This window comes from Proteus sp. HMSC14B05, assembly GCF_001808035.1.
GTDB classification, from domain to species: domain Bacteria; phylum Pseudomonadota; class Gammaproteobacteria; order Enterobacterales; family Enterobacteriaceae; genus Proteus; species Proteus mirabilis.
The window spans coordinates 198,035-222,076 of sequence record NZ_KV791961.1 but is presented as its reverse complement, the minus strand read 5'-3'; the positions used below and the strand labels follow the sequence as shown (position 1 = coordinate 222,076).

29 protein-coding genes and 1 pseudogene are annotated in these 24,042 nt (G+C 32.0%); 8 read left to right on the top strand and 22 right to left on the bottom strand.

Annotated features, from left to right (window positions below; all coding sequences use genetic code 11):
* Positions 1–118 precede the first annotated feature (118 nt).
* Entirely contained in the window at positions 119–550 is a 432-nt protein-coding gene (locus HMPREF3129_RS01635; RefSeq protein WP_004247923.1) for a type II toxin-antitoxin system HicB family antitoxin, read from the top strand.
* Between the two features lie 126 nt (positions 551–676).
* Here HMPREF3129_RS01635 and HMPREF3129_RS01630 read toward each other — a convergent pair whose 3' ends face one another.
* The 4 genes from HMPREF3129_RS01630 to HMPREF3129_RS01615 form a co-directional block, all read right to left on the bottom strand.
* Positions 677–1,540, bottom strand: coding sequence for an esterase/lipase family protein (locus HMPREF3129_RS01630; protein WP_004242549.1), 864 nt, complete (start codon positions 1,538–1,540; stop codon positions 677–679).
* A 142-nt stretch (positions 1,541–1,682) separates the two neighbouring features.
* Positions 1,683–2,066, bottom strand: a complete 384-nt coding sequence (locus HMPREF3129_RS01625) for an antiterminator Q family protein (protein WP_004242548.1) — start codon at positions 2,064–2,066, stop codon at positions 1,683–1,685.
* Positions 2,067–2,300: 234 nt separating this feature from the next.
* Positions 2,301–3,077 (bottom strand): type I methionyl aminopeptidase, encoded by a 777-nt coding sequence (gene map, locus HMPREF3129_RS01620; RefSeq protein ID WP_036918218.1) that lies wholly within the window; start codon positions 3,075–3,077, stop codon positions 2,301–2,303.
* Positions 3,078–3,094: 17 nt separating this feature from the next.
* A complete protein-coding gene (locus HMPREF3129_RS01615) occupies positions 3,095–3,292 on the bottom strand; it encodes a ParD-like family protein (RefSeq protein ID WP_004242542.1) in 198 nt (65 codons plus the stop codon).
* A 375-nt stretch (positions 3,293–3,667) separates the two neighbouring features.
* Between HMPREF3129_RS01615 and HMPREF3129_RS01610 the strand changes: the two genes are divergently transcribed.
* Positions 3,668–4,228 (top strand): AAA family ATPase, encoded by a 561-nt coding sequence (locus tag HMPREF3129_RS01610; RefSeq protein ID WP_004247920.1) that lies wholly within the window; start codon positions 3,668–3,670, stop codon positions 4,226–4,228.
* A gap of 62 nt (positions 4,229–4,290) precedes the next feature.
* Here HMPREF3129_RS01610 and HMPREF3129_RS01605 read toward each other — a convergent pair whose 3' ends face one another.
* From HMPREF3129_RS01605 to HMPREF3129_RS01575, 9 genes are all read right to left on the bottom strand, one after another.
* Positions 4,291–4,533 (bottom strand): hypothetical protein, encoded by a 243-nt coding sequence (locus tag HMPREF3129_RS01605; RefSeq protein ID WP_004251481.1) that lies wholly within the window; start codon positions 4,531–4,533, stop codon positions 4,291–4,293.
* 27 nt (positions 4,534–4,560) lie between these two features.
* A complete protein-coding gene (locus HMPREF3129_RS01600; RefSeq protein ID WP_004242537.1) occupies positions 4,561–4,974 on the bottom strand; it encodes a hypothetical protein in 414 nt (137 codons plus the stop codon).
* 368 nt (positions 4,975–5,342) lie between these two features.
* Positions 5,343–5,624, bottom strand: coding sequence for a DUF5339 domain-containing protein (locus HMPREF3129_RS01595; protein ID WP_004242536.1), 282 nt, complete (start codon positions 5,622–5,624; stop codon positions 5,343–5,345).
* Between the two features lie 425 nt (positions 5,625–6,049).
* Positions 6,050–6,271 (bottom strand): HP1242/YdcH family protein, encoded by a 222-nt coding sequence (locus HMPREF3129_RS01590; RefSeq protein WP_004242534.1) that lies wholly within the window; start codon positions 6,269–6,271, stop codon positions 6,050–6,052.
* Positions 6,272–6,763: 492 nt separating this feature from the next.
* Positions 6,764–6,940 (bottom strand): hypothetical protein, encoded by a 177-nt coding sequence (locus HMPREF3129_RS18610; protein ID WP_004247917.1) that lies wholly within the window; start codon positions 6,938–6,940, stop codon positions 6,764–6,766.
* Between the two features lie 216 nt (positions 6,941–7,156).
* Entirely contained in the window at positions 7,157–8,152 is a 996-nt protein-coding gene (locus tag HMPREF3129_RS01585; protein WP_036918216.1) for a YbgA family protein, read from the bottom strand.
* Positions 8,153–8,436: 284 nt separating this feature from the next.
* Positions 8,437–8,607 carry a hypothetical protein gene (locus tag HMPREF3129_RS18605; RefSeq protein ID WP_004242531.1) on the bottom strand — a complete coding sequence of 57 codons (171 nt, stop codon included), beginning with the start codon at positions 8,605–8,607 and terminating at the stop codon, positions 8,437–8,439.
* 202 nt (positions 8,608–8,809) lie between these two features.
* A complete protein-coding gene (locus HMPREF3129_RS01580; protein ID WP_004242530.1) occupies positions 8,810–9,166 on the bottom strand; it encodes an MmcQ/YjbR family DNA-binding protein in 357 nt (118 codons plus the stop codon).
* Between the two features lie 562 nt (positions 9,167–9,728).
* Complete coding sequence (locus HMPREF3129_RS01575; protein ID WP_049208187.1) at positions 9,729–10,391, bottom strand: class I SAM-dependent methyltransferase; 663 nt, start codon at positions 10,389–10,391, stop codon at positions 9,729–9,731.
* A gap of 557 nt (positions 10,392–10,948) precedes the next feature.
* Between HMPREF3129_RS01575 and HMPREF3129_RS01570 the strand changes: the two genes are divergently transcribed.
* The 4 genes from HMPREF3129_RS01570 to HMPREF3129_RS01550 all read left to right on the top strand — a co-directional run bounded on the left by HMPREF3129_RS01570 (position 10,949) and on the right by HMPREF3129_RS01550 (position 15,170).
* Positions 10,949–12,175, top strand: a complete 1,227-nt coding sequence (locus tag HMPREF3129_RS01570; RefSeq protein WP_070486658.1) for a phosphoadenosine phosphosulfate reductase — start codon at positions 10,949–10,951, stop codon at positions 12,173–12,175.
* Positions 12,176–12,187: 12 nt separating this feature from the next.
* Entirely contained in the window at positions 12,188–12,829 is a 642-nt protein-coding gene (locus tag HMPREF3129_RS01565) for an IbrB-like domain-containing protein (RefSeq protein ID WP_004247912.1), read from the top strand.
* 643 nt (positions 12,830–13,472) lie between these two features.
* On the top strand, positions 13,473–13,787 hold the full coding sequence (locus HMPREF3129_RS01560) for a helix-turn-helix domain-containing protein (RefSeq protein WP_004242524.1): 315 nt from the start codon (positions 13,473–13,475) through the stop codon (positions 13,785–13,787).
* An 840-nt stretch (positions 13,788–14,627) separates the two neighbouring features.
* A complete protein-coding gene (locus HMPREF3129_RS01550; RefSeq protein WP_004251489.1) occupies positions 14,628–15,170 on the top strand; it encodes a nucleoside/nucleotide kinase family protein in 543 nt (180 codons plus the stop codon).
* Between the two features lie 23 nt (positions 15,171–15,193).
* On the opposite strand, the gene HMPREF3129_RS18190 is transcribed toward HMPREF3129_RS01550, so the two are convergent.
* The gene (locus HMPREF3129_RS18190; protein WP_072021446.1) at positions 15,194–15,391 is read right to left on the bottom strand and encodes a hypothetical protein; all 198 of its coding nucleotides are present in this window, start codon (positions 15,389–15,391) and stop codon (positions 15,194–15,196) included.
* 240 nt (positions 15,392–15,631) lie between these two features.
* A complete protein-coding gene (locus HMPREF3129_RS01545; protein WP_070486655.1) occupies positions 15,632–16,480 on the bottom strand; it encodes an SDR family oxidoreductase in 849 nt (282 codons plus the stop codon).
* Between the two features lie 89 nt (positions 16,481–16,569).
* On the opposite strand from HMPREF3129_RS01545, the gene HMPREF3129_RS01540 reads away from it, so the two are divergent.
* Entirely contained in the window at positions 16,570–16,944 is a 375-nt protein-coding gene (locus tag HMPREF3129_RS01540) for a winged helix-turn-helix transcriptional regulator (protein ID WP_036920088.1), read from the top strand.
* A 123-nt stretch (positions 16,945–17,067) separates the two neighbouring features.
* On the opposite strand, the gene HMPREF3129_RS01535 is transcribed toward HMPREF3129_RS01540, so the two are convergent.
* The 6 genes from HMPREF3129_RS01535 to HMPREF3129_RS01515 form a co-directional block, all read right to left on the bottom strand.
* A complete protein-coding gene (locus tag HMPREF3129_RS01535) occupies positions 17,068–17,529 on the bottom strand; it encodes a hypothetical protein (RefSeq protein ID WP_004247908.1) in 462 nt (153 codons plus the stop codon).
* A 490-nt stretch (positions 17,530–18,019) separates the two neighbouring features.
* Positions 18,020–18,478, bottom strand: coding sequence for an Hsp20 family protein (locus tag HMPREF3129_RS01530; RefSeq protein ID WP_004242516.1), 459 nt, complete (start codon positions 18,476–18,478; stop codon positions 18,020–18,022).
* A 183-nt stretch (positions 18,479–18,661) separates the two neighbouring features.
* Positions 18,662–18,802, bottom strand: coding sequence for a cold shock small protein YmcF (ymcF, locus tag HMPREF3129_RS19150; RefSeq protein ID WP_406819891.1), 141 nt, complete (start codon positions 18,800–18,802; stop codon positions 18,662–18,664).
* Positions 18,803–18,809: 7 nt separating this feature from the next.
* Positions 18,810–19,022: a transcription antiterminator/RNA stability regulator CspE gene (cspE, locus tag HMPREF3129_RS01525; protein ID WP_004247907.1), complete on the bottom strand. Its 213-nt coding sequence runs from the start codon at positions 19,020–19,022 to the stop codon at positions 18,810–18,812.
* A gap of 439 nt (positions 19,023–19,461) precedes the next feature.
* Positions 19,462–20,586, bottom strand: coding sequence for a lipase family protein (locus HMPREF3129_RS01520; protein ID WP_070486653.1), 1,125 nt, complete (start codon positions 20,584–20,586; stop codon positions 19,462–19,464).
* Between the two features lie 1,284 nt (positions 20,587–21,870).
* Positions 21,871–23,076 (bottom strand): hypothetical protein, encoded by a 1,206-nt coding sequence (locus HMPREF3129_RS01515; protein ID WP_036918213.1) that lies wholly within the window; start codon positions 23,074–23,076, stop codon positions 21,871–21,873.
* 318 nt (positions 23,077–23,394) lie between these two features.
* Between HMPREF3129_RS01515 and HMPREF3129_RS01510 the strand changes: the two are divergent.
* A pseudogene (locus tag HMPREF3129_RS01510) lies at positions 23,395–23,544 on the top strand (transposase); the annotation flags it as partial.
* Positions 23,545–23,721: 177 nt separating this feature from the next.
* Here the strand turns inward: HMPREF3129_RS01510 and HMPREF3129_RS18185 are convergent.
* Positions 23,722–23,898, bottom strand: a complete 177-nt coding sequence (locus tag HMPREF3129_RS18185; protein WP_302622744.1) for an isocitrate/isopropylmalate family dehydrogenase — start codon at positions 23,896–23,898, stop codon at positions 23,722–23,724.
* Between the last annotated feature and the right edge of the window lie 144 nt (positions 23,899–24,042).

Below are 24,042 nucleotides of genomic sequence, written 5' to 3'. Positions count from 1 at the left end.
TTAAAAAACCGCGCCTTATATCCCCGACCTGAAGAACGGGATTTTACGGTGCTTTGGATAAAAACTGCTAAATATGCTTTAATCATGAGCATAAATTTTAAAATTAATTAGGCAATTTATGTTCAATTATCCAGCAACATCCCATTTTGACGAAGAAAGTGAAACTTACGAGATTACTTATCGTGATTTTGACAATATACATGCAGTGGCATATACAGAAGATGATATTGAACTAGAAGCCTCGGATATTTTACATGTAGGACTTGAAGAGTTTATTTCGAGTAAAATGCCGATCCCTATGCCTTCTGAGCCTCAATCAGGGGATTTTATTGTTTATCTTCCCCCTATTAGTTGCTTAAAAATCGCATTACATAATGCCATGTTAACAACAAAAACTAAAAAGGCAGATCTGGCAAGAAAAATGAATCTAAATAGCGCCCAAATTGAGCGTTTACTCGATATCAATCAAACTTCAAAAATCGATAGCCTAGAGCAAGCGCTTTACCTATTGGGTTACCACATTGCTATATCTGTGCATAAACAGCGCTAGTTCGATATTTTCATCTAATAAAAAAGGTGGCCATAATAATTTACGCCACCTTGCTATCATATAACTATCTATCATATAACTATAGAGTATACAAAATAGTATACAAAGTATGACTACTTATCATGATTAAAGTTGCTTACTCGCTAAGTATTTAGCGTGCTGAGTATAAATAGCAACGATATCTTCATTATAACCCACTAACCCTGCAACTTGGTTAACCATATCAATATGATCTTGCGCATAATCATCTTTTATCAATTTGCCTAATCGCATACTCGAGCGACCAACTAAGCCGTCATTTTGTTTTTCAGTAAAGAATGTATTTAACACACGCATTGCCGCATGAGTAGGATCCAGTAGATTCCCCTTTTCCCCAGCAATTAATCCCTGAATATAGCTACCAAAACAGTAGTAATGAACCCCATTGACGATTTCATCACCTTCACCACCAGGGATTTTAGGTAATGCCTGTGGGTATTTGTTATTAAATTCTGTGACTTGCTCTGTTGTTAAAGACTCTAATGCGGCAATAGCATCTTGAGGATCGCCTCTATGACCAGAAAATGTTGAGATAATAGTACCAAATGCATTTAATACTTTTTCGACAATATATTCTGGGATACTGTCTTTACGCATAATGCGTCGATATAAGTCGGCTATTTCTGAACCATGATTTACACCATTAATTGAAGTTACCGAAGCAACACTATCAGGATAATTAGCCGCAACGTAACGACAAGCTAATGGCCCTTGGCTATGACCTATAAAATTCACTTTTTTCGCTTGTGTCTCTTGTAAGAGAGTCTGGACAAATTGCCACAACTGCTTGCCACGCACTTCATTTGAATTAAAGGCAGAAAGAGAAGCGGTAAAAACTTGATGCCCATCTTGCCTTAAGGCATCTGCAATACCATAAAAGTAGGGAAAACCAACAATTTCATTAAAACCAGCTAAACCATGAACTAAAACGATAGGATATTTCGTTGACATACATCCACTCCTTGGGGTTAAAAACACTTAATTAAATTGCTAACATCCTATTAGCAAATGTTGAACTCAATAGATAAATTGCAATAAACAATATTATTGCAATTCTTTATTTGCTATCAGTTTGTTTAGAATAAGCCTTAAATTACGATCGTAAAGTACTATTTTCATTTTTCTCAATAATAAATATTAATTCGGCCATAATTAACATCCCTTCCACAATGCCTTCTGCTTTTTTGAGTTTTTTTCCGATATAAGTATCAGAGCATCGATGCGCTTGTGCTAATTGAATAAATGTTTGTCCAAATACATAGTAATCGACTAGTAATTCATAATCTTTTTTATGATTTTTTAGTAGTTTACTCATACATACCGAGACTATGATGCCTTGGCGATCAGTACAGGCTTTTCTTAATTTAACACGTATTGGCACATTTTCACGTTTATTTATTGTTAATGTATTGATATATAAATTATTATTTACAACCCATGAGCCCCAGGCTTCCATCAGTTTTGATATTTTTTGCATATAAACATCCTGTTTATCTTTCTAAAATACACTATATGATCACATTGTTTTTTTATACAGTCCTTGTAGTATATAAATATAGTTATTTATCTAAAAAATACAATAGAAATAATAAAATTAAATATCAATATATAAATAGAAAAATAGCTAAAAATAATATTTCTAGCTATTAAAATAATATAAATTTATATCATAATTTTTGCATCAAAAATTAGATAGATATAAATTAATTTATTATGGAAGTGTTTCTTCTGGACGCAAAGTGAGTACTTCATACCCATCAGCAGTAACTAAAATAGTATGTTCTGATTGTGCCGATAATTTTTTATCACGGGTGACTACAGTCCAACCATCTTTTTTGGTTTTTATTTTGTGTCCACCTTGGTTAATCATCGGTTCAATGGTAAAGGTCATCCCTTCTTTTAGTACAACACCTTGTCCTCGAATACCATAATGTAATACTTGAGGGGCTTCGTGCATTTCTCGACCAATCCCGTGTCCACAATACTCTCTTACAACACTATACCCATGACTTTGTGCAAAGCTTTGGATTGCATGACCGATATCACCGAGTGTTGCACCTGGTTTAACTTCTTTGATACCTTCCCACATCGCTTGGTAAGTTGTTTTGACTAATCTTCTTGCTATAGGTGAGGCATCTGGCATGACATACATCTTGCTAGAATCAGCAATAAAACCATTTTTTTCTAGTGTAATATCGACATTAATAATATCTTTACTTTTTAATAGCTCATCTGCTTTAGGAACACCATGGCATACTACCTCATTAATTGAAGTATTAAGTACATACTCATAACCATATTGTCCTTTGCTTGCAGGTCTCGATTGCAGATCATGAGTAATAAAATCGTCTACTTTACCGTTAATTTCTAATGTGGAAACACCTGGCACAATAAAATCATCAAGCATTGTAAAAACTTGGGCTAATAAACGACCTGATTCACGCATTAATTCAATTTCCTCAGGGGTTTTAATCGTAATTTTATCCATATTAATCTCCTTTATATTTACTTATGCTCTTGTTTTATTGCTTCTTTTTCTAACATTTCATTAATAATCATTGGAAACGTTTTTTCTGGATTTAATTCTGCTTGAATACCAATTTTTATCCAAAACTCTGCTTGTGCATTAACTGATCGAGACATCACATTACTTGCTTTACGAAGATACTCATGTAGCTCATCAGAAATTTTTACAATACCCACACTTAACCCTTATATACGAATTATAATAAAACATATATATTATATAATAAAAGTAATCTATTTAGCTTGCAATGACCAGATAGTGCTTCTATTTGGATTTATGTGCTTAAATCTGCATAAATGCGTATCAGTTATTAAAATAGCAATACAAAGTAACCTGATAAGTTATAAAAGAGGTCGATAGATATTGATTGATCTTTGATGCGGCTTTATTTTGATATTTTCTCTTTTCGATTATAATTGTAATATCTTGTCCTCCTTTACTTGTTCTCTTTCTTTGCTAGCACTGCTTATTTTTCGCCTTTCTCCCTCTAAAAATTTCTGCATTCAGCCCTCAATCATTTAAAGTCAAAATATATTATTTAAGGAATTACTATGTCCCAAAAACCTTGCCGTATTATTTTAACCGGAGGTCCCGGCTCTGGTAAAAGCACTATTATCAATAAGTTAAGAAGAAATGGCTACTCTTGCTCAATAGAAGCAGGTAGAGCCATTATTCAAGATCAAAGTCATATTGGTGGTTCAGCCCTTCCTTGGATTGATCCGATCGCTTTTGCTGAGTTAATGTTAAGCTGGGAGCTACGATCATGGCATGATGCATCCAATATAGATGATAACAGCAAACCTTATTTTTATGACCGAGGCATACCGGATATAGCAGGTTATTTACACTTTTGTGAGCGCCCTATTCCCCAACATCTTGAAAACGCAATAAGGCTATATAGATATTCTACAACCGTGTTTATAGCTCCGCCATGGAAAGAAATTTACTTACAAGATAAAGAGCGTCAACAGACATTTGATGAAGCCGTAGCAACTTATCAAGCGATGCTGGCGATATATAGACAGTATAATTATACCTTAATTGAATTACCCAAAGCCGATGTTAACCAAAGAGTAAAATTTATTATAAACAATATAACATCGCTATCTTAGCTTAGCGCTTATATTGACTATACCATCAAGGACAAAAAATAGACTCTCCTTGATGGTATTATTTAATATGAGGCAATAATTTTTAAATCTGGTTTTTCTCCTCGCATAATAGCTCTTTGCTGTTCATGCACCGCTTCATTAATTGCCTTTTGTTCTTCAACTGTTCGCGTATTCTTTCCACAAACTAATGTTGAACAAACCGGATATCCTATATTATGCGTTCTAGAAGTGCCAATTCCGACACTCATTTGCTCGGTACAGCCAATTAAAAACATAAATGGTATTAACAAAAAAATTGGGCGCATAGTCTTCCTAAAACATAAAGGTTAAATTTAATATGCATCAAAAACATATTTTGGTCTGTAGCTCCACTTAACTTCAACTTCTTGTTTATCTTTATTCCATACAGGTATCGCTTCTGGCAGAATAATCATTGACTGGTCATTCTTTCTTATACGTTGTTCCTTTTTATAGGAATATTCGCTATTAGTAGATGTGGTTGGCTCTTCAAATCCAAATTTAAATAATTGATTGAATTTCTGTTTTTCCTCCTTGGCTTGCATTTCAAAACGAGATTGTTTTGATAACATAAATGTGGGATAACGACTTTCATCGTGGTGATATTGAACAGTAGGAGTCGCTATCTCTGTTGCCACCTTTTCTATAGAGCCAGATGTATTCCTCTCTTTATCAACACAACCAACAACTACAAATAGAGCTAAAATTAGAATAAAAGACCAATTCATATCTTAAATAGGAGCAATAAATAGATGTAAATAATTATTCCATAAAATTTATAGACGACAAAATGAATTACAATTATTTCATATAAAAAGCATTCTTTATTCAAGTAACAAGAATATATAAAATAATAATATAAATAGATGGGTTATGGCGGGATAATTATCTTGATTAGAGATTGTAATATTAAGTAAAAAAGAAATATTTCCACAAAAAAACAAGAAAGAAATAGTTTATATTAAAATAATATTAAGATGACCATATAATAACACTGGTTATTATATGGTCATTGTTACATTGGAAAATTTTAAATTTGAAATAAAAATAAAGCCTTATTATTCTCTAAACATAAGACTTTAATTAAATCTATTTTTTATTGACCAGCAGACATTTTTTTCATTTGCTCTAAAGAATCTAAAGCTTGTTTACAGGTGCTTTCTTGAACATCTTTAGGTAATGCAGCAAATTGTTCTTTTGATTGAGCATATTGTGCTTTCATTGTTTCTGCTTGTGCTTTAGTTGCATCATTTTGTTCCATTAATGCGACATAGGCATCAGTTTCTTTAAAATAATCTTCGCAAGATTTTGTTAATTCAGCCGAAACAGCAACAGAAGATAATGATAATAAACCTAGTGCTAAAATAATATTTTTCATAAATATCCTATATTTTGTAATTAATAAAAAAAATGATACCTGCGTCTTGAATTTTTATTATCGCAAAGAAAATTAAAATTAGGATAAGGATAATCTTAATTGCCATTATATTTCTGTATGAATATCAGATAAAAGAATAATAATTAACAACTAAAACTGGTATGTTTATAAAAAAACATCTCTTTATAAAAACCTAAATAAAATTTAACTATACAACTTAACTAAATTAAATATTTTTATGCAGTATAAAATAAAAACATATAAACAGTATTAAAACTTTTAGTTCTTATTCACAAACAATCAAAAGATATAAATATCATGAGAAATATTATCTTTAAACCATAATAAAAGAAGGCCATTAGCTATATGGCCTTCTTTTATTATTTCTATTTAATTTTATTAATTACATACAGTACTTATTTGTGCTACTCATCTTCTGGGGGATTTTTTAAGATCTGATGTATTTCTTCTTTTAGACGTAATTTTTGTTTTTTTAATTCAACAACTTCTTCTCCATATCCTCGCCTATCTCGGTGTTCTAAGCGTACAATTTTATGGTCAAGTTCATTATGTTGTTCAAACAGGGCTCGGAAATGGGGATCAGTTTGACGAAGCTTAGCAATTAAATCACGATATTCTGGAAACATATTACCTACCTTCCATTATCAATGAGTGATGAGTGTCATACTACTTTTAAGTCTCCCTTAAATTGCTGTCACTGTCATACTCTTTATGTGAAAAACAAGAGCGATATCAAGTAAAAATTAACATAAAACTACAACAAAGTAGGATATCGACACACTATTGCATGAAATTGGTCTAACTTAAGACTATAAAACAGGATAAGATAAAAATGCTCATATTTTATACGAACATCACTATTCTTCTATCAAAAAGCACTTATTGTTAATTCTATAAATAAATTTGAATTAAAGTAAAAGAGTTCTCTAATAGTTTTTATATACCCATCTATTTGAGACACTAAGCCCAATGCCGCCACATTGGGCTTTTCTTTTTGCAATCAGTAACTTGATAACACTAATAACTTAACTGATTGAAATAGAATAGCTAACAATCTATTCAATAATTTTTTATCGAGGGTTTTAGTTAAGATTGTTGATTGTTACCCTCGTATTTCATTAATTACTATGACCATTTTTAGATTGTTCTAATTGTAATGCCTGCTCCTTCCACTTGGAAAGGGCTAGCTCCTTTAGCCAATCTGCAAGTAATGGCATCGTTTTTATTGAATCTAATGCAGCTCGCTCTTGTTTGGTTAAACGAATAACAACGACTTCAGTTTTCATTGTAGACATATCAGCCTCTTTTTATAAAAAAAAGAATACTGACATAAAATATAAACAGAACGGTCTGACTTACATCCTTTTACAAAATATTATAATTTAACTTACATTAACAAAGCATTAAATACAAAAAGCAGTCCTATTCCCCTTGCTTTAAATATAAAATTCACTTATTAAAAATAGTTATTTTCTTTCTATAAAAATAGATACAGTAGTGAAATTAATATATCATAAACCATAACGTAATCTTAAAGATTGAGGATAAGGATAAAAGTATTTTTGTTTACTCAGATAATTATCTGGGTATTCTGATAAGTAATGATTAATTAATGTTAATGGTGCCAATAAAGGTTGTATTCCTTGACGATACTCTAAGATCAATTGGCTTAATGCTTGTCGCTGCTTAGAAGTTAAATCTTGCTTAAAATATCCTTGCACATGCATAAGAACATTAGTGTGATTACGACGTGTGGCTTGATGTTGTAATAGAGCCATAAATCGATTACGGTATTCAACAAAGAAAGTCTCTAATGAATCCCAATCTTTATTGTTAGCAACAAAGCGCCCTAGTTGCCGATAAAGCGGTTGTGAATGAGCTAATAACAATAGTTTGTATCTTGTATGAAAATCAATTAATGCCTGGCGAGTAAAGTTATTTATTTTCAATTGATTTAGCTCATTAAGCGCAAACACCCGTGTAATAAAATTTTCTCTAATATAGGGATCGTTTAACCGCCCATCTTCTTCTATAGGTAACCACGGCATTATTCTTTTCAGATTTTCAGTAAAAATGCCTGTACCCGATTTTTTATTGCCGTTGCCTATTGGATCATAAACCCGGACACGTTCTAATCCACAACTGGGTGATTTTGCACACACGATATAACCGCTAAATTTATTAAATCTCCTCAAATATTCGATAGAGTAATCATTCATCATTTGGGTTAAGTCACCTTCACTTCCATTACTAAATTTTAACCTAACTTCACCAGTCTTAGACTGAACTAATCGTAATGCTGGTCTGGGTGTCGGTAAACCAATAGCCATTTCTGGGCAAGTAGATTGATATTCAAAGAACTCAGATAATTCATCAGCAGCAAGATGACAACATTTATGCCCACCATCAAACCTCACTTTATCCCCTAATAAGCATGAACTAATACCTACGATAATTTTTTTATGCGTAAAATCATTTTGTTTAAGACTCATAAGAGTTTTGGGCATGGCTATGACCTCATATGAAACAATCACCTAACCTGACTAATCAGATTAATAAATCTATGCTCATAATTTATCTTAGTAACATAATGCTACTTTTACTATGTTTATCATTTAATTAGTTTGTAAAATATTATTAAAAGAAAGGATAGCCGTTAACCACTGATATCACAATATTGATAGATATGAATAGCAAATAGCTAATATACTTACAGCAAATATTAGCTATCTGATTAAATTGATTGATATTTAGTGATAATTAAGTTATTAATCAATAAGTTAACACTGTGTTAATGCACGGAACTATAATACTCAATAGATAAATCATCCACTTTTGCACCACTAAACTGAGCCCATAGTATAATTGCAGATAATACTTCTTTTTCATTCGTTGCAATAAATAGATTTACAAAGGACGTTTCGTTCCATAGTCCACTCACTTTATAAACCACTTTGTTCATCTTTACTCCACCTGACGCTATCAATGACTTTAAGGAAACACAGATTCAAAACTGTTATAAAGTTATTTTTAACATGGGTGCACTTTTGCTTTTTCCAAGTCATATAATCATCAAAAATAGATGCTTTTTCTAAACATATTCTATTTATAACTATAAGTTTTTATTATATTCACCTTGTTATTGATTATTAGTATTAAGCCTTTCACTGCGTCAGTTCGTAACTTTCAGAAATTAATGATTTTAGCTCAGTATCATCAAAATCTGTGTCTAAGCGAATAGAAATCCAATGCTCTTTGTTCATATGATAAGCGGGATAAACTGCTTTTTTTAAGCGTAGAGCACCCACTAAAGGCACCGGTACTTTTAAGTTAATCACATCGACTTTATTATTTTTACCCGTATCAAATAGCTTGTTTTCAGCGACATCCATGATGACTGCGAACCATTTAGAATGATTATGATGTCTGAAAACCGCATAATTAGGGTACTTACTCCATAAATATTCGGGGATTACGGCATATGTTTTCTGTATATACTCGATAAGCTCTTTTCTATTCATTGTCCGGTCATCTCATAAAATGATGTATAACTTGGTCACTAAACTCATGATCTCTAACATTAAGGCATCAGCCTGTTAAATAATTTATTATACATTTGTTATTTAACAATGCTAAATGTAGAGAAAACCCGACTATATTGTTATTATTATTGCTACTTATTTTTATTATCAATACATAAATTATTTATAAATATTTTTAGTATTGTACATATTTTTAGCGCTCCAAATAAGTAAAAATAACTAAGTATTAATATCTAATTTACAATTAATTGGTAAATTTTAGTTGATTAATTCTCAATGGTTAGATAATTTAACGCTTATCCATTTTTGATCATCTTAAATGGACACACACTTTGATTTGATTATCCCCGTTTTGCTTAGTTATATTTTATAACTAAGCTTTTTTCGGTTACTTTAAGCGATACACACTAGAAGCAATACTGTTATTTATCAAACAGTTGTCATTCTATCAAATAAATTAATTCTCTGAGGCTAACTTTATCTCCAACTGTGTAACGCCTTCTTGATACATTTTCAATTTATTCAAACTATACTACTTTTTTTATAATTTTTTATTTCTCGCGGTAAATAACGCGACAACTCCTTGAATATGAATAGATACATCGTAAAAAAAACAAGATAATACTTTTTCTAAAGCATCTGCCGAGTCAGAATAGTTACTAAAAATACCTTTTTTGTTATAAACAGACATCAATTTATTACCAAAAAAATTGTGTTCAACATCAGCCCCCAAGATAGTAGCACCATATAAAACACCCTTTTCCGTTAATATTTTACTTATATTTTCTATCACTTTCTTTTTACCTTCCATTGTGCCAGGTAAGCAGTGTAATAGATAAAATAAAGAAATAGAGTCAAACGATGAATTGAATTCATTAGGAAATTTATGATAGATATCATGCTGTAAGCAATAAGTTAATTTATCATCAACAATATTTTTTTTAGCATAATCTAAGCTATTAATATTAAGATCTGTTAATGCTATTTTATTTATATTAGCTAAAGCTCTTTTTAAGTAAAATCCTGTTCCTACACCAATATCCATATGGTTCTCACCAAGATTATTTTTAAAATGAGGTAGCAAATATTTATCTGTATCACAACGCCATGCATAACGGTTAGAAATATTTAATACCCACCAGTCATAAAGTTTTAATGCTGTGGGGGTATATACTTTAACTCCATTGTGAGTGTCTAGTGCCATACAAAATCCTAGTCGTAAAATGATTATTCTATGATTTATACAAACCACGAATAACTGGAAATAACGAATAGTTAAACAGGTAATCATCTAAACAAGACGGCATAACATATTGAAATTAAATAAAAAACAAATCAAACTCTAACGGTTAAGTAAGGTGTTATTGACATTAAAAGCGCCGATTGACCGGTTAAGAAATCTTCTTTCTCAGCTTAATGATAAGCAAACTTATTCATCTGTTTTATTTTTAGTAAATAAAAGATATTAAATCGCCCTTGCGCTGGATTATTTTATACATTTTACTGCATAACCAATTGATATTTAGTATAAAAAACCACCAAAAATGCATAATCACAGATCTATACAGCATAACGCCATATTGAAATAATATAGTAATATCTTTCCATAATCAGTTAGTTTAATAAAAACAATTAAATAGAGTAGTTACTCTACTGTATTAAAATAAAATTAATAATTACTAACAATTAATACTTACCTTTATCATCTAAATATGATTAAGTGATAATACTAACATTAGCTAATCTATTTTGGTGATAGTTATGTCTTTGAAACGTAAAATTGCGCTGGGGAAAAATGTATTAGAAGCTGCTCAAGAGAGAGTCCAGTGGATATTTGATACTTTTGAACAAATCACTCTCTCCTTTTCGGGAGGGAAAGATTCTACTGCGCTTTTTCATCTTGTTGTCGCACAAGCGCGAAAACAACATAGAAAATTTAATGTGATGTTTCTTGATTGGGAAGTTCAATATTCTGCGACTATAGATCATATTATAAAAATGAAATCTATCTACCAAGATTGTATTGAACAGTTTTACTGGATAGCACTCCCTATCACCACTGAAAGTGGCATTTCTCAATATGAACCTACATGGACAGCATGGGAGCCTGGTAAAAAATGGGTAAGACAACCGCCAGAAGATGCGATAACTGACCCTCACTTTTTCCCTTTTTATCACCCAAATATGCTTTTTGAAGATTTTACCCCTGCATTTAACCAGTGGATCACAGGTAATCATCGCAGTTCGATTATCCTGCTAGGCATAAGAGCGGATGAATCTTTAAACCGATTTATTGCCATTAGTAATAATCGAAAGTTACGTTATGCCGATGATATTCCTTGGACAACGGCATCAGCAGAAGGCTTTTATTATATGGCCTACCCTATTTATGATTGGCATGTTAAAGATATCTGGACTTATATAGCGCGTTTCAATTTACCCTATAACCCTATTTATGATCTGATGCACCAAGCGGGCGTTAGTTTAAGTCAAATGCGTATTTGTGAACCTTTTGGGCCAGAGCAACGCAAGGGACTATGGTTATATCATGTGCTAGAGCCTGAAACATGGAGTCTTGCTTGTGAACGAGTGAGTGGAGCTGATGCCGGAATGTTATATACGAATCCTCGTAATAAATCAGGTTTCTATGGGCGGCATCAAATTAGCAAACCTTCCCATCATACGTGGAAATCTTATGCTCACTTTTTATTAGCCAGTTTACCAGAGAAAACAGCAGAACATTATCGTAATAAAATAGCGGTCTATCTTCGCTGGTATGCCGAACGAGATTACCCAAATGGCATACCTGATGCACAAGAAGGTGATACTAGCACTAAACAAATACCTTCTTGGCGACGAATTTGTAAGACCATCTTGCGTAACGATTTTTGGTGTAGAACATTAGCATTTAGTCCTACTAAATCACACTGTTATGATCGATATTTCAAACGGATACAAGGAAAACGAAAAGACTGGCAACTTATTTAGCAAGGTGTGAATATGACCATTGAAACTATAATTTCTGTTTTAAAAGAGTACCTAGCAAAACTAAATGATGAACAAAAAATTGAAGCTCTCAATAAAATAAAAATATCGCTTCATCAAATAAGCCCATTTAAAAATGAACCTACTGACTGTGTTCTTTGGATAAAGCAACAACAAGTTATCGCTAATGACTATAATCCCAATGTCATGTCTCCGACAGAAAAGAGATTACTAGAAACGTCTCTGGTAAAAGACGGTTATACTCAGCCTGTTGTTGTCTTACCTATTCAACAATCCAAAAATAAACCATCACAATGGCAAGTCGTTGATGGTTACCATCGTTATTTATTGAGTAAAAAAAATAGCTTAAACAAGCGAATTAACGGCTATTTACCTATTACTATACTTGATGTTGAAAGTCATACTATGGCTGACCAAATGGCAGCGACTATTCGCCATAATCGGGCTAGAGGGCAACATCAAGTGGCAGCAATGTCGGATATAGTTAGAGATTTATCAAGATTAGGTTGGAATGACCAAAAGATTGGTGATGAATTAGGTATGTCACAAGATGAAGTACTACGTTTAAAACAGATTAGTGGCTTAGCTGAATTATTTTCAGAGCACGACTTCTCAGAAGCTTGGACGGTTAAGTAGAAATAACTTTGTATAAAGCACCAATAAATATATTTATTGGTGCTTTGTTAGTAATATCAACGACCATAGAAATAATTTATTTATATGGCTTACTTCCGTTTCTTACTAAATTAGTATTAATTTATTATTTTTCAGTAAGAAAAATTCATATTGATGACATCCTATGTTTTATCTTAAAAAAACTAAAAAACAGCTTATTTTTAGCTCCATATTATCTTACTAAAATCATACACCTAAATTTATTTATCATTCAAAAAAATAATAAATAATTATAATAATTTTAGATATTCTCTTCTTTATTGTTGCTATGATAATAACAATCAAATGATTGATATTGACGATCGTAACCATTCATTTGATAGATAAAAGCTATCATTATATTACAAATCGATCGATAAAAACATTTTGATAATTACTTTATATTGATATTAATATATAAGAATAATCGATAATTTTGGTTATAAATACTAAAAATTTGCATTTATGTTAAATTTTACCGCTATCGATCTAAAAGTGATAGTTATTGTATTTCTGACTGTAGAATTAATAGCAGTACTAAATTAATACAGATATATAACATTTAATAGCAGTTAACTAAAAGTTAATTGCTTTTAAAAAATGCTTTATAACCTTATAAAAATAGATGATCATGATAAACTCCACTATTGCACACAAAATAAAACAAAGAAGAAAAGAGTTAAGACTAACAGGCATAGAAATGGGAAATCGCTTAGGGATAAGCCAGCAACATTATTCTCGAATAGAAAATGGCAACATAAAAATCACGGTAGAACTTTTGTTTTCTATTGCATTTATTCTCAATATGACGCCACAAAGTTTATTACCTAATTATAATTTATTGGATAAAAAAATCATTAATCTTTCAGATGAGAAAAATATCATCAAAGCAAAACAGGCTTTATCTGCAGAATTTATTATACCAATAAAAGAAAAATAATGCCTTATACATATTATTTAACTTTATTCAAGAATAATTATTCTTTTTGCTTGATTAGATATTAAAAAACTCGCAAACAAAAAAATCAAAAGCATATTAAGCCCTCATATTAGTAAAATCCCCGCCAAAAACAAATTATACTAGACCAATCAACACTATAGAATATCGATGGAATTCCCTTTTCGAAGGTATGCTTAATCGATACTTAAAATAACACCGTTGTTAATATTATACTGTGATACAAAAAAAGTTATTAAGATAACTTTAAGATTATTTATAAAAATATAATTATTCTTATTTATTACTATACATGTTGATAATTTTGTATATAAAATTATCAACAATCCATGCTTTTTATAAACCGGAGAAATCAAGTGCGATATATATTATTATTCTTTATCTCTTTGTTTTTTATTGTTATTTTTCTATTAAAAACACAGGGCAGTACCAAAAACGATGTTATTAACCAACCCACAGAAATAGAAAGAAAATTAAATAAAAAAGTCGAAAGATGTATGTTTCACTCAAAAATAAAAACTAAACGTTTGCCTTGGATAATGTTAACACGTAAACGTTCATGCTCTTAGTGAGAATAAGTGATCACTCTGGTTATTATAACTACTTTTACAAACAATACCGCTTATTTTATAATCAAAAAATCGATATTACTTATTGAGTTATATTAATATATAGTATAGTTTATTAATTCCTACCTCTTACTATAATTAATTAAGTTTTTCTAAAAACTGAACTTATTCAGAATACTATAAATAAATTATACTTAATATAAATTAGTCTATATAATATCCTATGCAATTTTATTTTGATTATGAGCTAACAATGAGTTCTATAAAATCACCTATAATTATCTCTATCACCTCAATTGCAGGTGGCGGCAAAACAGCACTTTCTCATTATATAAGAGAAAAGCTTCCATCAAGCAAATGCCTTCATTTTGATGATTTCGACTGCCCTACAGCACCTGAAGATCTCGATGAGTGGATAGAACAAGGTGGTAATTATAGCGAATGGGATATAAAGCCATTTGTTGAACAAGTTAATCAGACGATAGAAGAGTCTCAATATACTCATATCATTTTGGATTATCCTTTTGCCAGATCTCACCCAGCGCTACAACAGATGATCGACTATGCTTTTTTTATTGATACGCCACTAGATATCGCATTAGCAAGAAGAATACTGCGTGATTATAAAGAGAAAAGTGGAAATGATATTATTCATTATTTAGAAGAGTACTTAATCTACTCACGGCCCTCATATACGGCAATGACAGAAAGAGAAAAGCTGAGTGCTGACATTATTATTGATGGTAACGCATCTGTGTCTTTAATTGCACAGAATATCCTAAAGTATATTGTTTAACCTTAAAGCTGTGCCGTATTAAATCAATAGCACCCACCAATTTTACTATTACATACGGTGATCTTCTGGTGCTGTCTAATCGTATTGATTACGCTGTCAGAATATGGATCTGGCTTCATCGCATCTTTACTCGATTGCTCATATTTATCAATATCAGACTGTGGTGTCGAACATCCTGAAACAAAAAATAAAGTTAATAATATCGCTGAAACTAGCTTCATATAAAGTCCTATTGAGCTGAATAAATATTTTTCAATATCATTTAGTTATATTCATTTTTGTTACCTAGTGTAGCAGTCTATCCTACTATTTTACGACTAAAATTAATCTTTTATTAATTGATGCTCACCTATCATAAATAATAATGCTTATGAAAGGCACCCTGCATGTGAAACCCAAAATTTCAACTCTTAGGGTGCCAAAAAATTAAACTGAAAATAGAATAGATATTAGCTATCGATTTACAACATTGCTTTGATACTCTCCGCAAGTGTTGTTGTACGTCGGCCAATTAATTTACTTAGGGTATGACTATCATCAAATAATCCACCTTTGGATGCGCCGATATCAGAATCAGCCAGCATATTTGATAATTTATCGGGTAAGCCTGCCGTTTTTAACGCAGCGACAAAATCGGCCTGACTTAAATTGTTATATATCACTTGCTTCCCGCTTTGTTTAGTCAATTCCTTAGCCAATTGCTCTAATGTCCAAGCTTCATCACCCGCAAGCTCATACACTTTACCTATATGTCCTTCTTCACTAATTACCCGAGCAGCAGCCAATGCATAATCGGCCCGAGTGGCTGAAGCTATTTTGCCATCACCAGCCGCCCCCAGAAAAACGCCATGCTCAATTGCTGCAGGGACACTTGCCAGATAATTTTCTGTATACCAGCCATTTCGTAATAAAGTGTAAGAGATCCCAGAATCAGCTAGCATTTTTTCTGTTTCTACATGTTCCACATGCAAGCTTAATGGAGAGCGATCAGCATGTAATATGCTAGTGTAAGCAATAAATTGTACATCTGCTGATTTTGCTGCCTCAATGACATTACGATGTTGAATGGTACGTTTGCCAACTTCACTTGAGGAAATTAAAAGTAATTTATCGACACCCTGTAAAGCTGTTATTAATGAAGCTTTATCATTGTAATCCGCCTGACGTACTAAAACGCCTTTCTGACTTAAAGACGATCCTTTTTTTACATCACGAGCAAATGCCACTATTTGATTAGCAGGAACGGTTTGAAGAAGGTTTTCAATCACATGTTGACCTAATAGGCCTGTTGCACCAGTAATTGCAATCATAAGATAACTCCTTAATGTATCACTTGTGTTTTGATAACATAGCACCTAAACTTACTAAAAGTAAGTACATACAAAAAGGTAAGTATAAAATGACAATATCCACACTCTCGCAGCAATTACGTGAAGGAAATTTATTTTCTAAACAGTGCCCATCCAGAGAGATCCTCAAACATGTTACAAGTCGTTGGGGCATACTCATTTTAATAGCCCTACGAGATGGAACACATCGTTTTAGTGATTTACGACGTAAAATTGGCGGAGTAAGTGAGAAAATGCTGTCTCAATCGTTACAAGTATTGGAGCAAGATGGTTTTATTAACCGAATGTCATATCCTGTTGTTCCACCCCATGTAGAGTACTCTTTGACAGATCTTGGTGAGCAAATAAGTGAGAAACTCACGCTTCTTGCGGATTGGATAGAAATAAATTTACCTAATATCTTGTCACGACAAGAAGTGGAGTAGTATACAGATATTATTTCTAATAATTATGTATTTATACTTTAGTTAATAATTATTTATACCAAGATATCTTTATGCAATAAAAATGGATGGTTATTGAGCCATCCATTTTTGTAGTCAAAAAAATCATTCACTTTTCTCAAATAGAAAATAACGCTTTAATTTTTTTGAAAATAATATAATAGATGTCAACCAAAGGGATAATCCAGCCAGAATAAGTTTACCTATAATCCCTCCAGATCTTTGAGCATCATTATCATAGCTTATACCACTTTCGTTCAAAGAAGTTAACCCATCATGGAAATTGCTCCATAACATGACGATAATGATTGGTAGCCAAGCTAAGATAGTCAATACCCGCGCCCTTTTATCGCACCTAAAGGAAAAGTAAAGCGCTGATATTTGTATAATTAAAACTAACAAACGAATAAAACTCCATAAATAAATTTCTATCTTTATCTCAGCGGGCATATCAAAACTATACAAATTTAATAACAGTGATGCATTGGTTATAAAAAAATATAATATCAGTATAATACAGCAGACAATCAAAAATTGAGTTATCCATAAAGAAAGTGGCTTTTTCATAACAGTTCCTATTTAAATAAAATAAATCATATCGTTTCTTTATTCTGAAGTCATTATTTTAATAATAGAAAACTCATTTCTATATTAGATAATAAATAAAAACTGGTATATTATTTACTAATAACTTATCTTTTAAATATTTAGTATAAATATCTATATCATTTTTTGACACACTTTCTTGTATCAACAGTATTTAATCTTTTAAACATTTACTACTGTATAAACTATCATGGTTAAATCTCATTATGCGTTCACATAAAGTGCCCCCTCTTAAAGAGGTTTGTTATGAACACATATACTCCAACGATTAAGTGTATCTATTGCGAGCCATAAACACCCAATCCATTTTTCTAGTGTAAGCTTGCACTTCTTTAAGCATCTGGTTTATTTTGCCCTTCTTTATTCAAATATTATAATTTATAGGCTATTACAAAAAATTAAGGCTACACATTATGTGCAGCCTTAATCTTATTTAAGCTATCTCACTAAATTAGCTTTTATCTTTATTTTCTATCGCTATTGTTTGCCGTTTTTCTTCTTCAGGTAACTCATACTCAATAGCAATGGTCAGAAGTCCACTTGATAAATCGGCTTTTTCTATTTTGACATTTTTACCGAGGTCAAACTGCAATGTAAACTGCCCTTGAGATATACCTCGGTGGATCCATTTATCATTGTCTTCTTCTAATTTTTCTTCTTTTTTCCCTTCAATCAATAAGCGACTTCCTTTCAATGAAACCGATAAGTCATCTTCTTGATATCCAGGCACACTCACTGTTAGTTCATAATGGTTATCATCAATCTGTTTCAGATTATAAGTCTGAGTCGGTGATGAAATTGGTTTACTGCCTGTTAACTGACTAAACAGGCGATCTATCTGATCAAAACGGTTTGAAAGTAGATTGTCAGATAAAGTTGGGAATAATGAAAAAGGTTTAATATTAGGCATATAATTCCTCCTTCAGTATTTATTGAATTATGGGCGATATCTGATTGGCCCAATATATAAATATGAACGAGCAAGTATTTTTCAAGCCCTAAAATCTAAATTTTTTATCTTTAGTCAATATAAGATTATAGATAGCAAAAAACCCCGCCGAAGCGAGGCTTTGTATATTCAACTATTTAATGCTTAGCTCATTTGAGCTGTCATCACACTTTTGCAAAAGATACATTTTGCGCCGTGTGGATTGTTCACTGTAACATCAAATTGTGATGTTCTATATTGTGAACCGCGACAACTTGGGCATTTAAAATAGAGGCGAATTGTAATAGCGCCTTTAGAGAGCCACCACGTTGCCTGCTGCTGGGCCTTTCATACCATTTTCCATGGTAAATGAAACTTGTTGGCCTTCAGCTAATGTTTTGAAGTTATCACTTTGGATTGCAGAGAAATGCACGAATACATCTTTGCTGCCATCTGCTGGAGTAATAAAACCAAAACCTTTACCTTCATCGAACCATTTTACTGTACCAGTCATTGAATTAGACATAGAATTTCCTTTAATTTATTTAATTTGCCATAAGGCATATGTGGTTTGTTTGGTATTTTTACTTATGGGAATTAATTAGAAGGAATTCGCAATGAAGTGGTATCAAGGATAACGCTAAACGGGAACAACTTTAAACTGACTAACATAAATAGGTCTGTACTTCCAAACCAGTGACTTCATTAAGCCATAGAAAAACTCAGATAGCAAACTTTATTTTTGGTGAATAAAAAATCTATCAATAAGATTGATATAGACAAAATCATAAAAACTTATCAATAAAAATAAGTTTTTATTTCCTTAAATCAAAGAATTAAAATAAAAAGAGATACCAGATGTTCTTTAACCAAAACATGATCTGGCATCTCACATCACTCATCTTTCCACATTCAAATGATAAGAATAAGATTAAGATAGAAATTAATCAGTTATAAAATAGTTTTTAGTCTATTTTGCTATGCTCATTTTTCATCAGTTCAAATACAAAAGGCACTGAATTTCGCAAAGAGACATTGTATACATCTAAATGACCAATATTCGGATATTCATATACATATGCATTTGTGCCTGCTTCCAATACATCTCTTGCAAACTCTTGTTGCCAACGAGTTAACACATGAATATCTTCTAAACCAATCCCTATAAATACGGGCTTATCAACAAGAAGTTTTCTATAATTTAAACTTGACGCTTCTTGCTCTAATAGCTCGTAAAACTTAGGTTTTAAGCTATTTGATGCGTTTAATTTATTATCCATTACTAATTGACTTAATGGACTGATACAAAGCGTTTTCGCTTTTTCAACATAAGGTATTGCTAATTCTTGGAAATAATCTTCCACTTTTAAGTTTGGATTTTTATCAGCAGCAGAAAGATATAAGTACATCGCGTAAGGTAGCTTTCTATCACCTTCATCTTGAACACCATCACTAATAAAGTTTTCAAGTAGATTATCACTAAAATAAGGCGTCCCTGTCACTATCGCACCTAAGATATTTAATTCTGGTGCATATTCAGGCTGATAGCCGACAGAGGCAAATGCAGCATGAGCCCCTTGAGATTGCCCCATAAAGATAAAGCGATTACTTAGCGAAAACCCACCTTTCAAGACAGCTTTTGCACTATCCAAAGCGCTCCATGCTATTGCTCTTTCATCCATATAATGATGCAACCCTGATGAGCCTAAACCTGGATAATCTGGTGCAACAATCGCAAACCCAAGGGATAGCCAAGTATTTAAATATTGCGATACGCGACTATTTTTAGGCGTTAATGAGGGAGCACAAGTTGGCGCTATCCCTACCGTACCATGATTCCATACAATGACAGGCCAACCATCTTTAGGTGCCTGACTTTTCGGAATAAAAACAGCACCAGTATCTTCACGGATAATTTCTCCATGAACACTATCACAAGAAGTATAAGATATTGTGTATTGCGCAAAAGCTTCGCTTAACCCTAAGTCAGACGCTAGCTCTTGGCAATGTGTTATTACACCCGGTTTATTAGGGAGATTTTCATTAGTTTTATCGCAGGTAAATAACGATTTTTTAGTAAAGTGTTCCATAAATATTTCCTTATATTATTGATAAGTTTTTTTCCATTTAACTTAATTAGTCTTATAACTAGGGCATGTTTTTAGGCCTGTTATTCGCTAATTTCAGATAACAAAAAACCTCACTAAATGAGTGAGGTTTAACAAAGTTTAGTGTGCTTAGTAACAAATTGCCCACTATTTAGAGATGATAAGGCAAATTTTTTCGAAATGCAATCTTTTACTGTATACAATTACAGTATTTTGTATATTAATGTGTACTATTTATCTTTTCGCCAACTAGGTATAGTTAATCAGTACAAAAAAATGTTGATAAATCATCACGTGATCGCCTTGCTGCAAATAGTGTCGATATTACTAATGGGTTAGATTTTATTGGCGAAGCTATTTTAAATTTCTCCTTTGGCATCTCATTGCAACTAATACACATTAATAATGCTATGGACAAATTGGTTTAATCTATTGCAATACTTAGTAGTTACTATTAGAGGCTTTCTAACTAATTGGTTATATTAAAATCTCTATCAACCCCCGTGTTGATATCTAATTAAGTTTTATTTTTGCTTCATTTAAACACCCTGTGAGTATAAAAATCACAGGGTATTTTTTGTTTATAAATACCATTCTCTATATAACTATGTTATTCATTATTGTAAAAAGCCAATTAATAAGCTCACAGAAGTAAGTTTATTAATTAAAAGTTATGAGGTTCTTTAGCAACAGCCTTACGGATCATCATATCCAATCAATCCGTAATCTTAGACCAATGTATTTACCTTTCACGTCGATAAGATAGTCATCGCCCTCAAATAGCGCACCTGAAGTATATATTGGAATATCACCATATACATAGTTATCTTTATATCTGCAATATAGTTGATAATGAGTGTACCTACATATAAATCAAAACAATAGCATCAAAAGTTAAAATAAAACCTAAATTAAATTTATTAAAACAATATTGACAAATATAGGGATATTATTTTTAATAGCTTATTAAGCTTAGTATATTAACTAGTGACTATATCATCAGTTGGAGAAAAATATTTAATATTAAAATAGCTCTGAAAAGACTTTGTAGATAAACTCACCTATCTCTTGTTTATCTGACATAATCTTCTTCAATAAAAAACCACCAGCAATTAACTGATGGCTATCAAGTACAGTTTGCACTACCCTACCTAATGGATGTTAAATATTTTTTAAATGATTTCTTTATGTTACCTAAATCATCAAAACTCCTCTTTAACATAGCATGTAGTGCGCAAGCCAGTTATCAATAATACCGGAATACCGCTATTCAATTAAAATTGCTACATTAATTGCCCCTGTATATTTATTGGCTTTGATATTGCCATTAGCACAAAGGTTAAAAATTATGTTTTGTGTAAAACTCTTCATATTTTGTTGTGCTAGTTTATTACTACCGACGAGTCGCAAGGCCTCTTGTGCATTGGCTTGACAAATACTTGATTGTGCAGATTTTAAAGAAGCCACCACATAAGGCAGTGTGGTGATATTTTCAGTGCTACTGGTGGATAGCTCCATCCCTGTTTCACTGCCTGAGACTAAATTATTAAAAGGGCTCAGGGTGAGATAAATATTTTTATTAGCATAAGGACAATTGACACTGATACTAGCTAAATTATCTGCTAATTTAGTAGGTGTTGCATAATTTTTCGCGATTTGAGTCGGAAACTGAATATTGGTAGACGTTTGGGGGATAACGTCACAGGCTTTGAGTGCTTTAATATTCACATTATCCGTTGAACTTAATAATGTCTTAGAATTTGCAGAAGAACTTGGACTAGTGCTAATGTTGGCATAAAATCTTGAACCATCACGCATGGCATATTCACCGGCCTCTAATGGCCCGATGGCATACGCGGAATAACTGGATATTGTTAATGTTAACGAATGAACTTTATCACTACCATCTACGTATCGTGCTGAGAAAAAATCACTATTGCCTTGTCTGGGCAAAAGACCCCAACTTAATTCATCATAATTAGAGGAAAAATTATTATACATATTTGTCATAGCGGTGGTTTTGGAACGACTAAATGAAAATGACGCATTCTCATATGTGCCATTAGCTCTTTTATAACGCAATGTACCATATCCACTGGGTGCTAAAACAATAAAGGCCCCTTTGGGATTGCTTTTATTGTAGATAGCCACACCCACTCGACCGATTTCGGGGTAAAAAGGCAGTTTACCTATCACAAATCGACTAGGCTCCCACCGAAAACCTATATAAGGTGTATTCGCCTCAAGCACTGACCTTACCATCCCATAATTTTTCGTTGTTGAACCAACTGGCGGAGTGACCTCCCCTAAATAACCTGTTGAGCCAATAGGAACGGATAACTCTAACGCATTAGCGGAATGAAAGAATATTATTGGTATCAAGAATAACGATAAACCGTATCCCCCTATTTTTTTTATCATTGATGGATACATCGAATTTCGATACTTTGTCGAAAGTGCTCTTTTATTCACGTGTATCTCCAGCATTAAAATAAAAATAATGTAAATATATATAAATGATTTTAAAATAATAATATCACTTTTAAATATGATTACATCAGCTATTTCATTATTTTAAGATAATTAAAAATAAAGATAGAAAAATAAATTAAACCTTTCATTAATAGATTATTGAAATTAGAATAAGTAGCCTATTTACAACAAAAATTTTAATTAAGAAATAAAAAATATTTATTTATTATAAGTAATTAAATTTAGGGGTTATTTGATCTACTTTAATCAAACAGGGCTCTTTAATAATGGAATATAATCTAACTATTGAAGTGTTAAATGAAAAAACGAACAAACAGTGTTTATACTACTGGATTTAAGCAAGAAGCGGTCGCATTAGTCAGCGAACAAGGTTATAGCGTTCCAAAAGCGGCAGGTTTTTTAGGGATCACCGATAAATTACTTTATAGCTGGAAAGCAAAACTCGACGCTGAGTAATCAGGTAACAACTTGAACGCCAAAAATTAGATAAAAATCGTGATTTAATTGCTCAAATTTCAGGTGATTTTGATAACTCGTTTTGATAACTATTTGATAACCATTTCAAAATTGACAATAAAAAATGTGAACTAATAAGCTCTCGTTAACTATTTCTTAAATCAATAATTACATATGTTTGATAATTGCGTCACCGAACTCGCTACATTTCAGCAATTTAGCGCCGTCCATTAGACGTTCGAAATCATAAGTAACGGTCTTCGCTTCGATTGCGCCTTCCATACCTTTAATGATTAAGTCAGCGGCTTTTGTCCAACCCATGTGGCGTAGCATTATACCCATAATAATTAGGTAACTTATTAAATAAATTATAATTATTTGGGTGATAATTTATTTTTTATGTGATATTGATTTGTATGTAACTGGTTGATTTTTAGCTTGGGTTGGAGTGGTTTTGGGGAAGTGATTTGGAGTGTTCGAAAAATTATC

Bases quoted from the DNA above. Each gene is read 5' to 3' on its own strand.
- HMPREF3129_RS01635 (WP_004247923.1), top strand. From the start codon at position 119: ATGTTCAATTATCCAGCAACATCCCATTTTGACGAAGAAAGTGAAACT.
- HMPREF3129_RS01630 (WP_004242549.1), bottom strand. From the start codon at position 1,540: ATGTCAACGAAATATCCTATCGTTTTAGTTCATGGTTTAGCTGGTTTT.
- HMPREF3129_RS01625 (WP_004242548.1), bottom strand. From the start codon at position 2,066: ATGCAAAAAATATCAAAACTGATGGAAGCCTGGGGCTCATGGGTTGTA.
- map (WP_036918218.1), bottom strand. From the start codon at position 3,077: ATGGATAAAATTACGATTAAAACCCCTGAGGAAATTGAATTAATGCGT.
- HMPREF3129_RS01610 (WP_004247920.1), top strand. From the start codon at position 3,668: ATGTCCCAAAAACCTTGCCGTATTATTTTAACCGGAGGTCCCGGCTCT.
- HMPREF3129_RS01605 (WP_004251481.1), bottom strand. From the start codon at position 4,533: ATGCGCCCAATTTTTTTGTTAATACCATTTATGTTTTTAATTGGCTGT.
- HMPREF3129_RS01600 (WP_004242537.1), bottom strand. From the start codon at position 4,974: ATGAATTGGTCTTTTATTCTAATTTTAGCTCTATTTGTAGTTGTTGGT.
- HMPREF3129_RS01595 (WP_004242536.1), bottom strand. From the start codon at position 5,624: ATGAAAAATATTATTTTAGCACTAGGTTTATTATCATTATCTTCTGTT.
- HMPREF3129_RS01590 (WP_004242534.1), bottom strand. From the start codon at position 6,271: ATGTTTCCAGAATATCGTGATTTAATTGCTAAGCTTCGTCAAACTGAT.
- HMPREF3129_RS18610 (WP_004247917.1), bottom strand. From the start codon at position 6,940: ATGTCTACAATGAAAACTGAAGTCGTTGTTATTCGTTTAACCAAACAA.
- HMPREF3129_RS01585 (WP_036918216.1), bottom strand. From the start codon at position 8,152: ATGCCCAAAACTCTTATGAGTCTTAAACAAAATGATTTTACGCATAAA.
- HMPREF3129_RS18605 (WP_004242531.1), bottom strand. From the start codon at position 8,607: ATGAACAAAGTGGTTTATAAAGTGAGTGGACTATGGAACGAAACGTCC.
- HMPREF3129_RS01580 (WP_004242530.1), bottom strand. From the start codon at position 9,166: ATGAATAGAAAAGAGCTTATCGAGTATATACAGAAAACATATGCCGTA.
- HMPREF3129_RS01575 (WP_049208187.1), bottom strand. From the start codon at position 10,391: ATGGCACTAGACACTCACAATGGAGTTAAAGTATATACCCCCACAGCA.
- HMPREF3129_RS01570 (WP_070486658.1), top strand. From the start codon at position 10,949: ATGTCTTTGAAACGTAAAATTGCGCTGGGGAAAAATGTATTAGAAGCT.
- HMPREF3129_RS01565 (WP_004247912.1), top strand. From the start codon at position 12,188: ATGACCATTGAAACTATAATTTCTGTTTTAAAAGAGTACCTAGCAAAA.
- HMPREF3129_RS01560 (WP_004242524.1), top strand. From the start codon at position 13,473: ATGATCATGATAAACTCCACTATTGCACACAAAATAAAACAAAGAAGA.
- HMPREF3129_RS01550 (WP_004251489.1), top strand. From the start codon at position 14,628: ATGAGTTCTATAAAATCACCTATAATTATCTCTATCACCTCAATTGCA.
- HMPREF3129_RS18190 (WP_072021446.1), bottom strand. From the start codon at position 15,391: ATGAAGCTAGTTTCAGCGATATTATTAACTTTATTTTTTGTTTCAGGA.
- HMPREF3129_RS01545 (WP_070486655.1), bottom strand. From the start codon at position 16,480: ATGATTGCAATTACTGGTGCAACAGGCCTATTAGGTCAACATGTGATT.
- HMPREF3129_RS01540 (WP_036920088.1), top strand. From the start codon at position 16,570: ATGACAATATCCACACTCTCGCAGCAATTACGTGAAGGAAATTTATTT.
- HMPREF3129_RS01535 (WP_004247908.1), bottom strand. From the start codon at position 17,529: ATGAAAAAGCCACTTTCTTTATGGATAACTCAATTTTTGATTGTCTGC.
- HMPREF3129_RS01530 (WP_004242516.1), bottom strand. From the start codon at position 18,478: ATGCCTAATATTAAACCTTTTTCATTATTCCCAACTTTATCTGACAAT.
- cspE (WP_004247907.1), bottom strand. From the start codon at position 19,022: ATGTCTAATTCAATGACTGGTACAGTAAAATGGTTCGATGAAGGTAAA.
- HMPREF3129_RS01520 (WP_070486653.1), bottom strand. From the start codon at position 20,586: ATGGAACACTTTACTAAAAAATCGTTATTTACCTGCGATAAAACTAAT.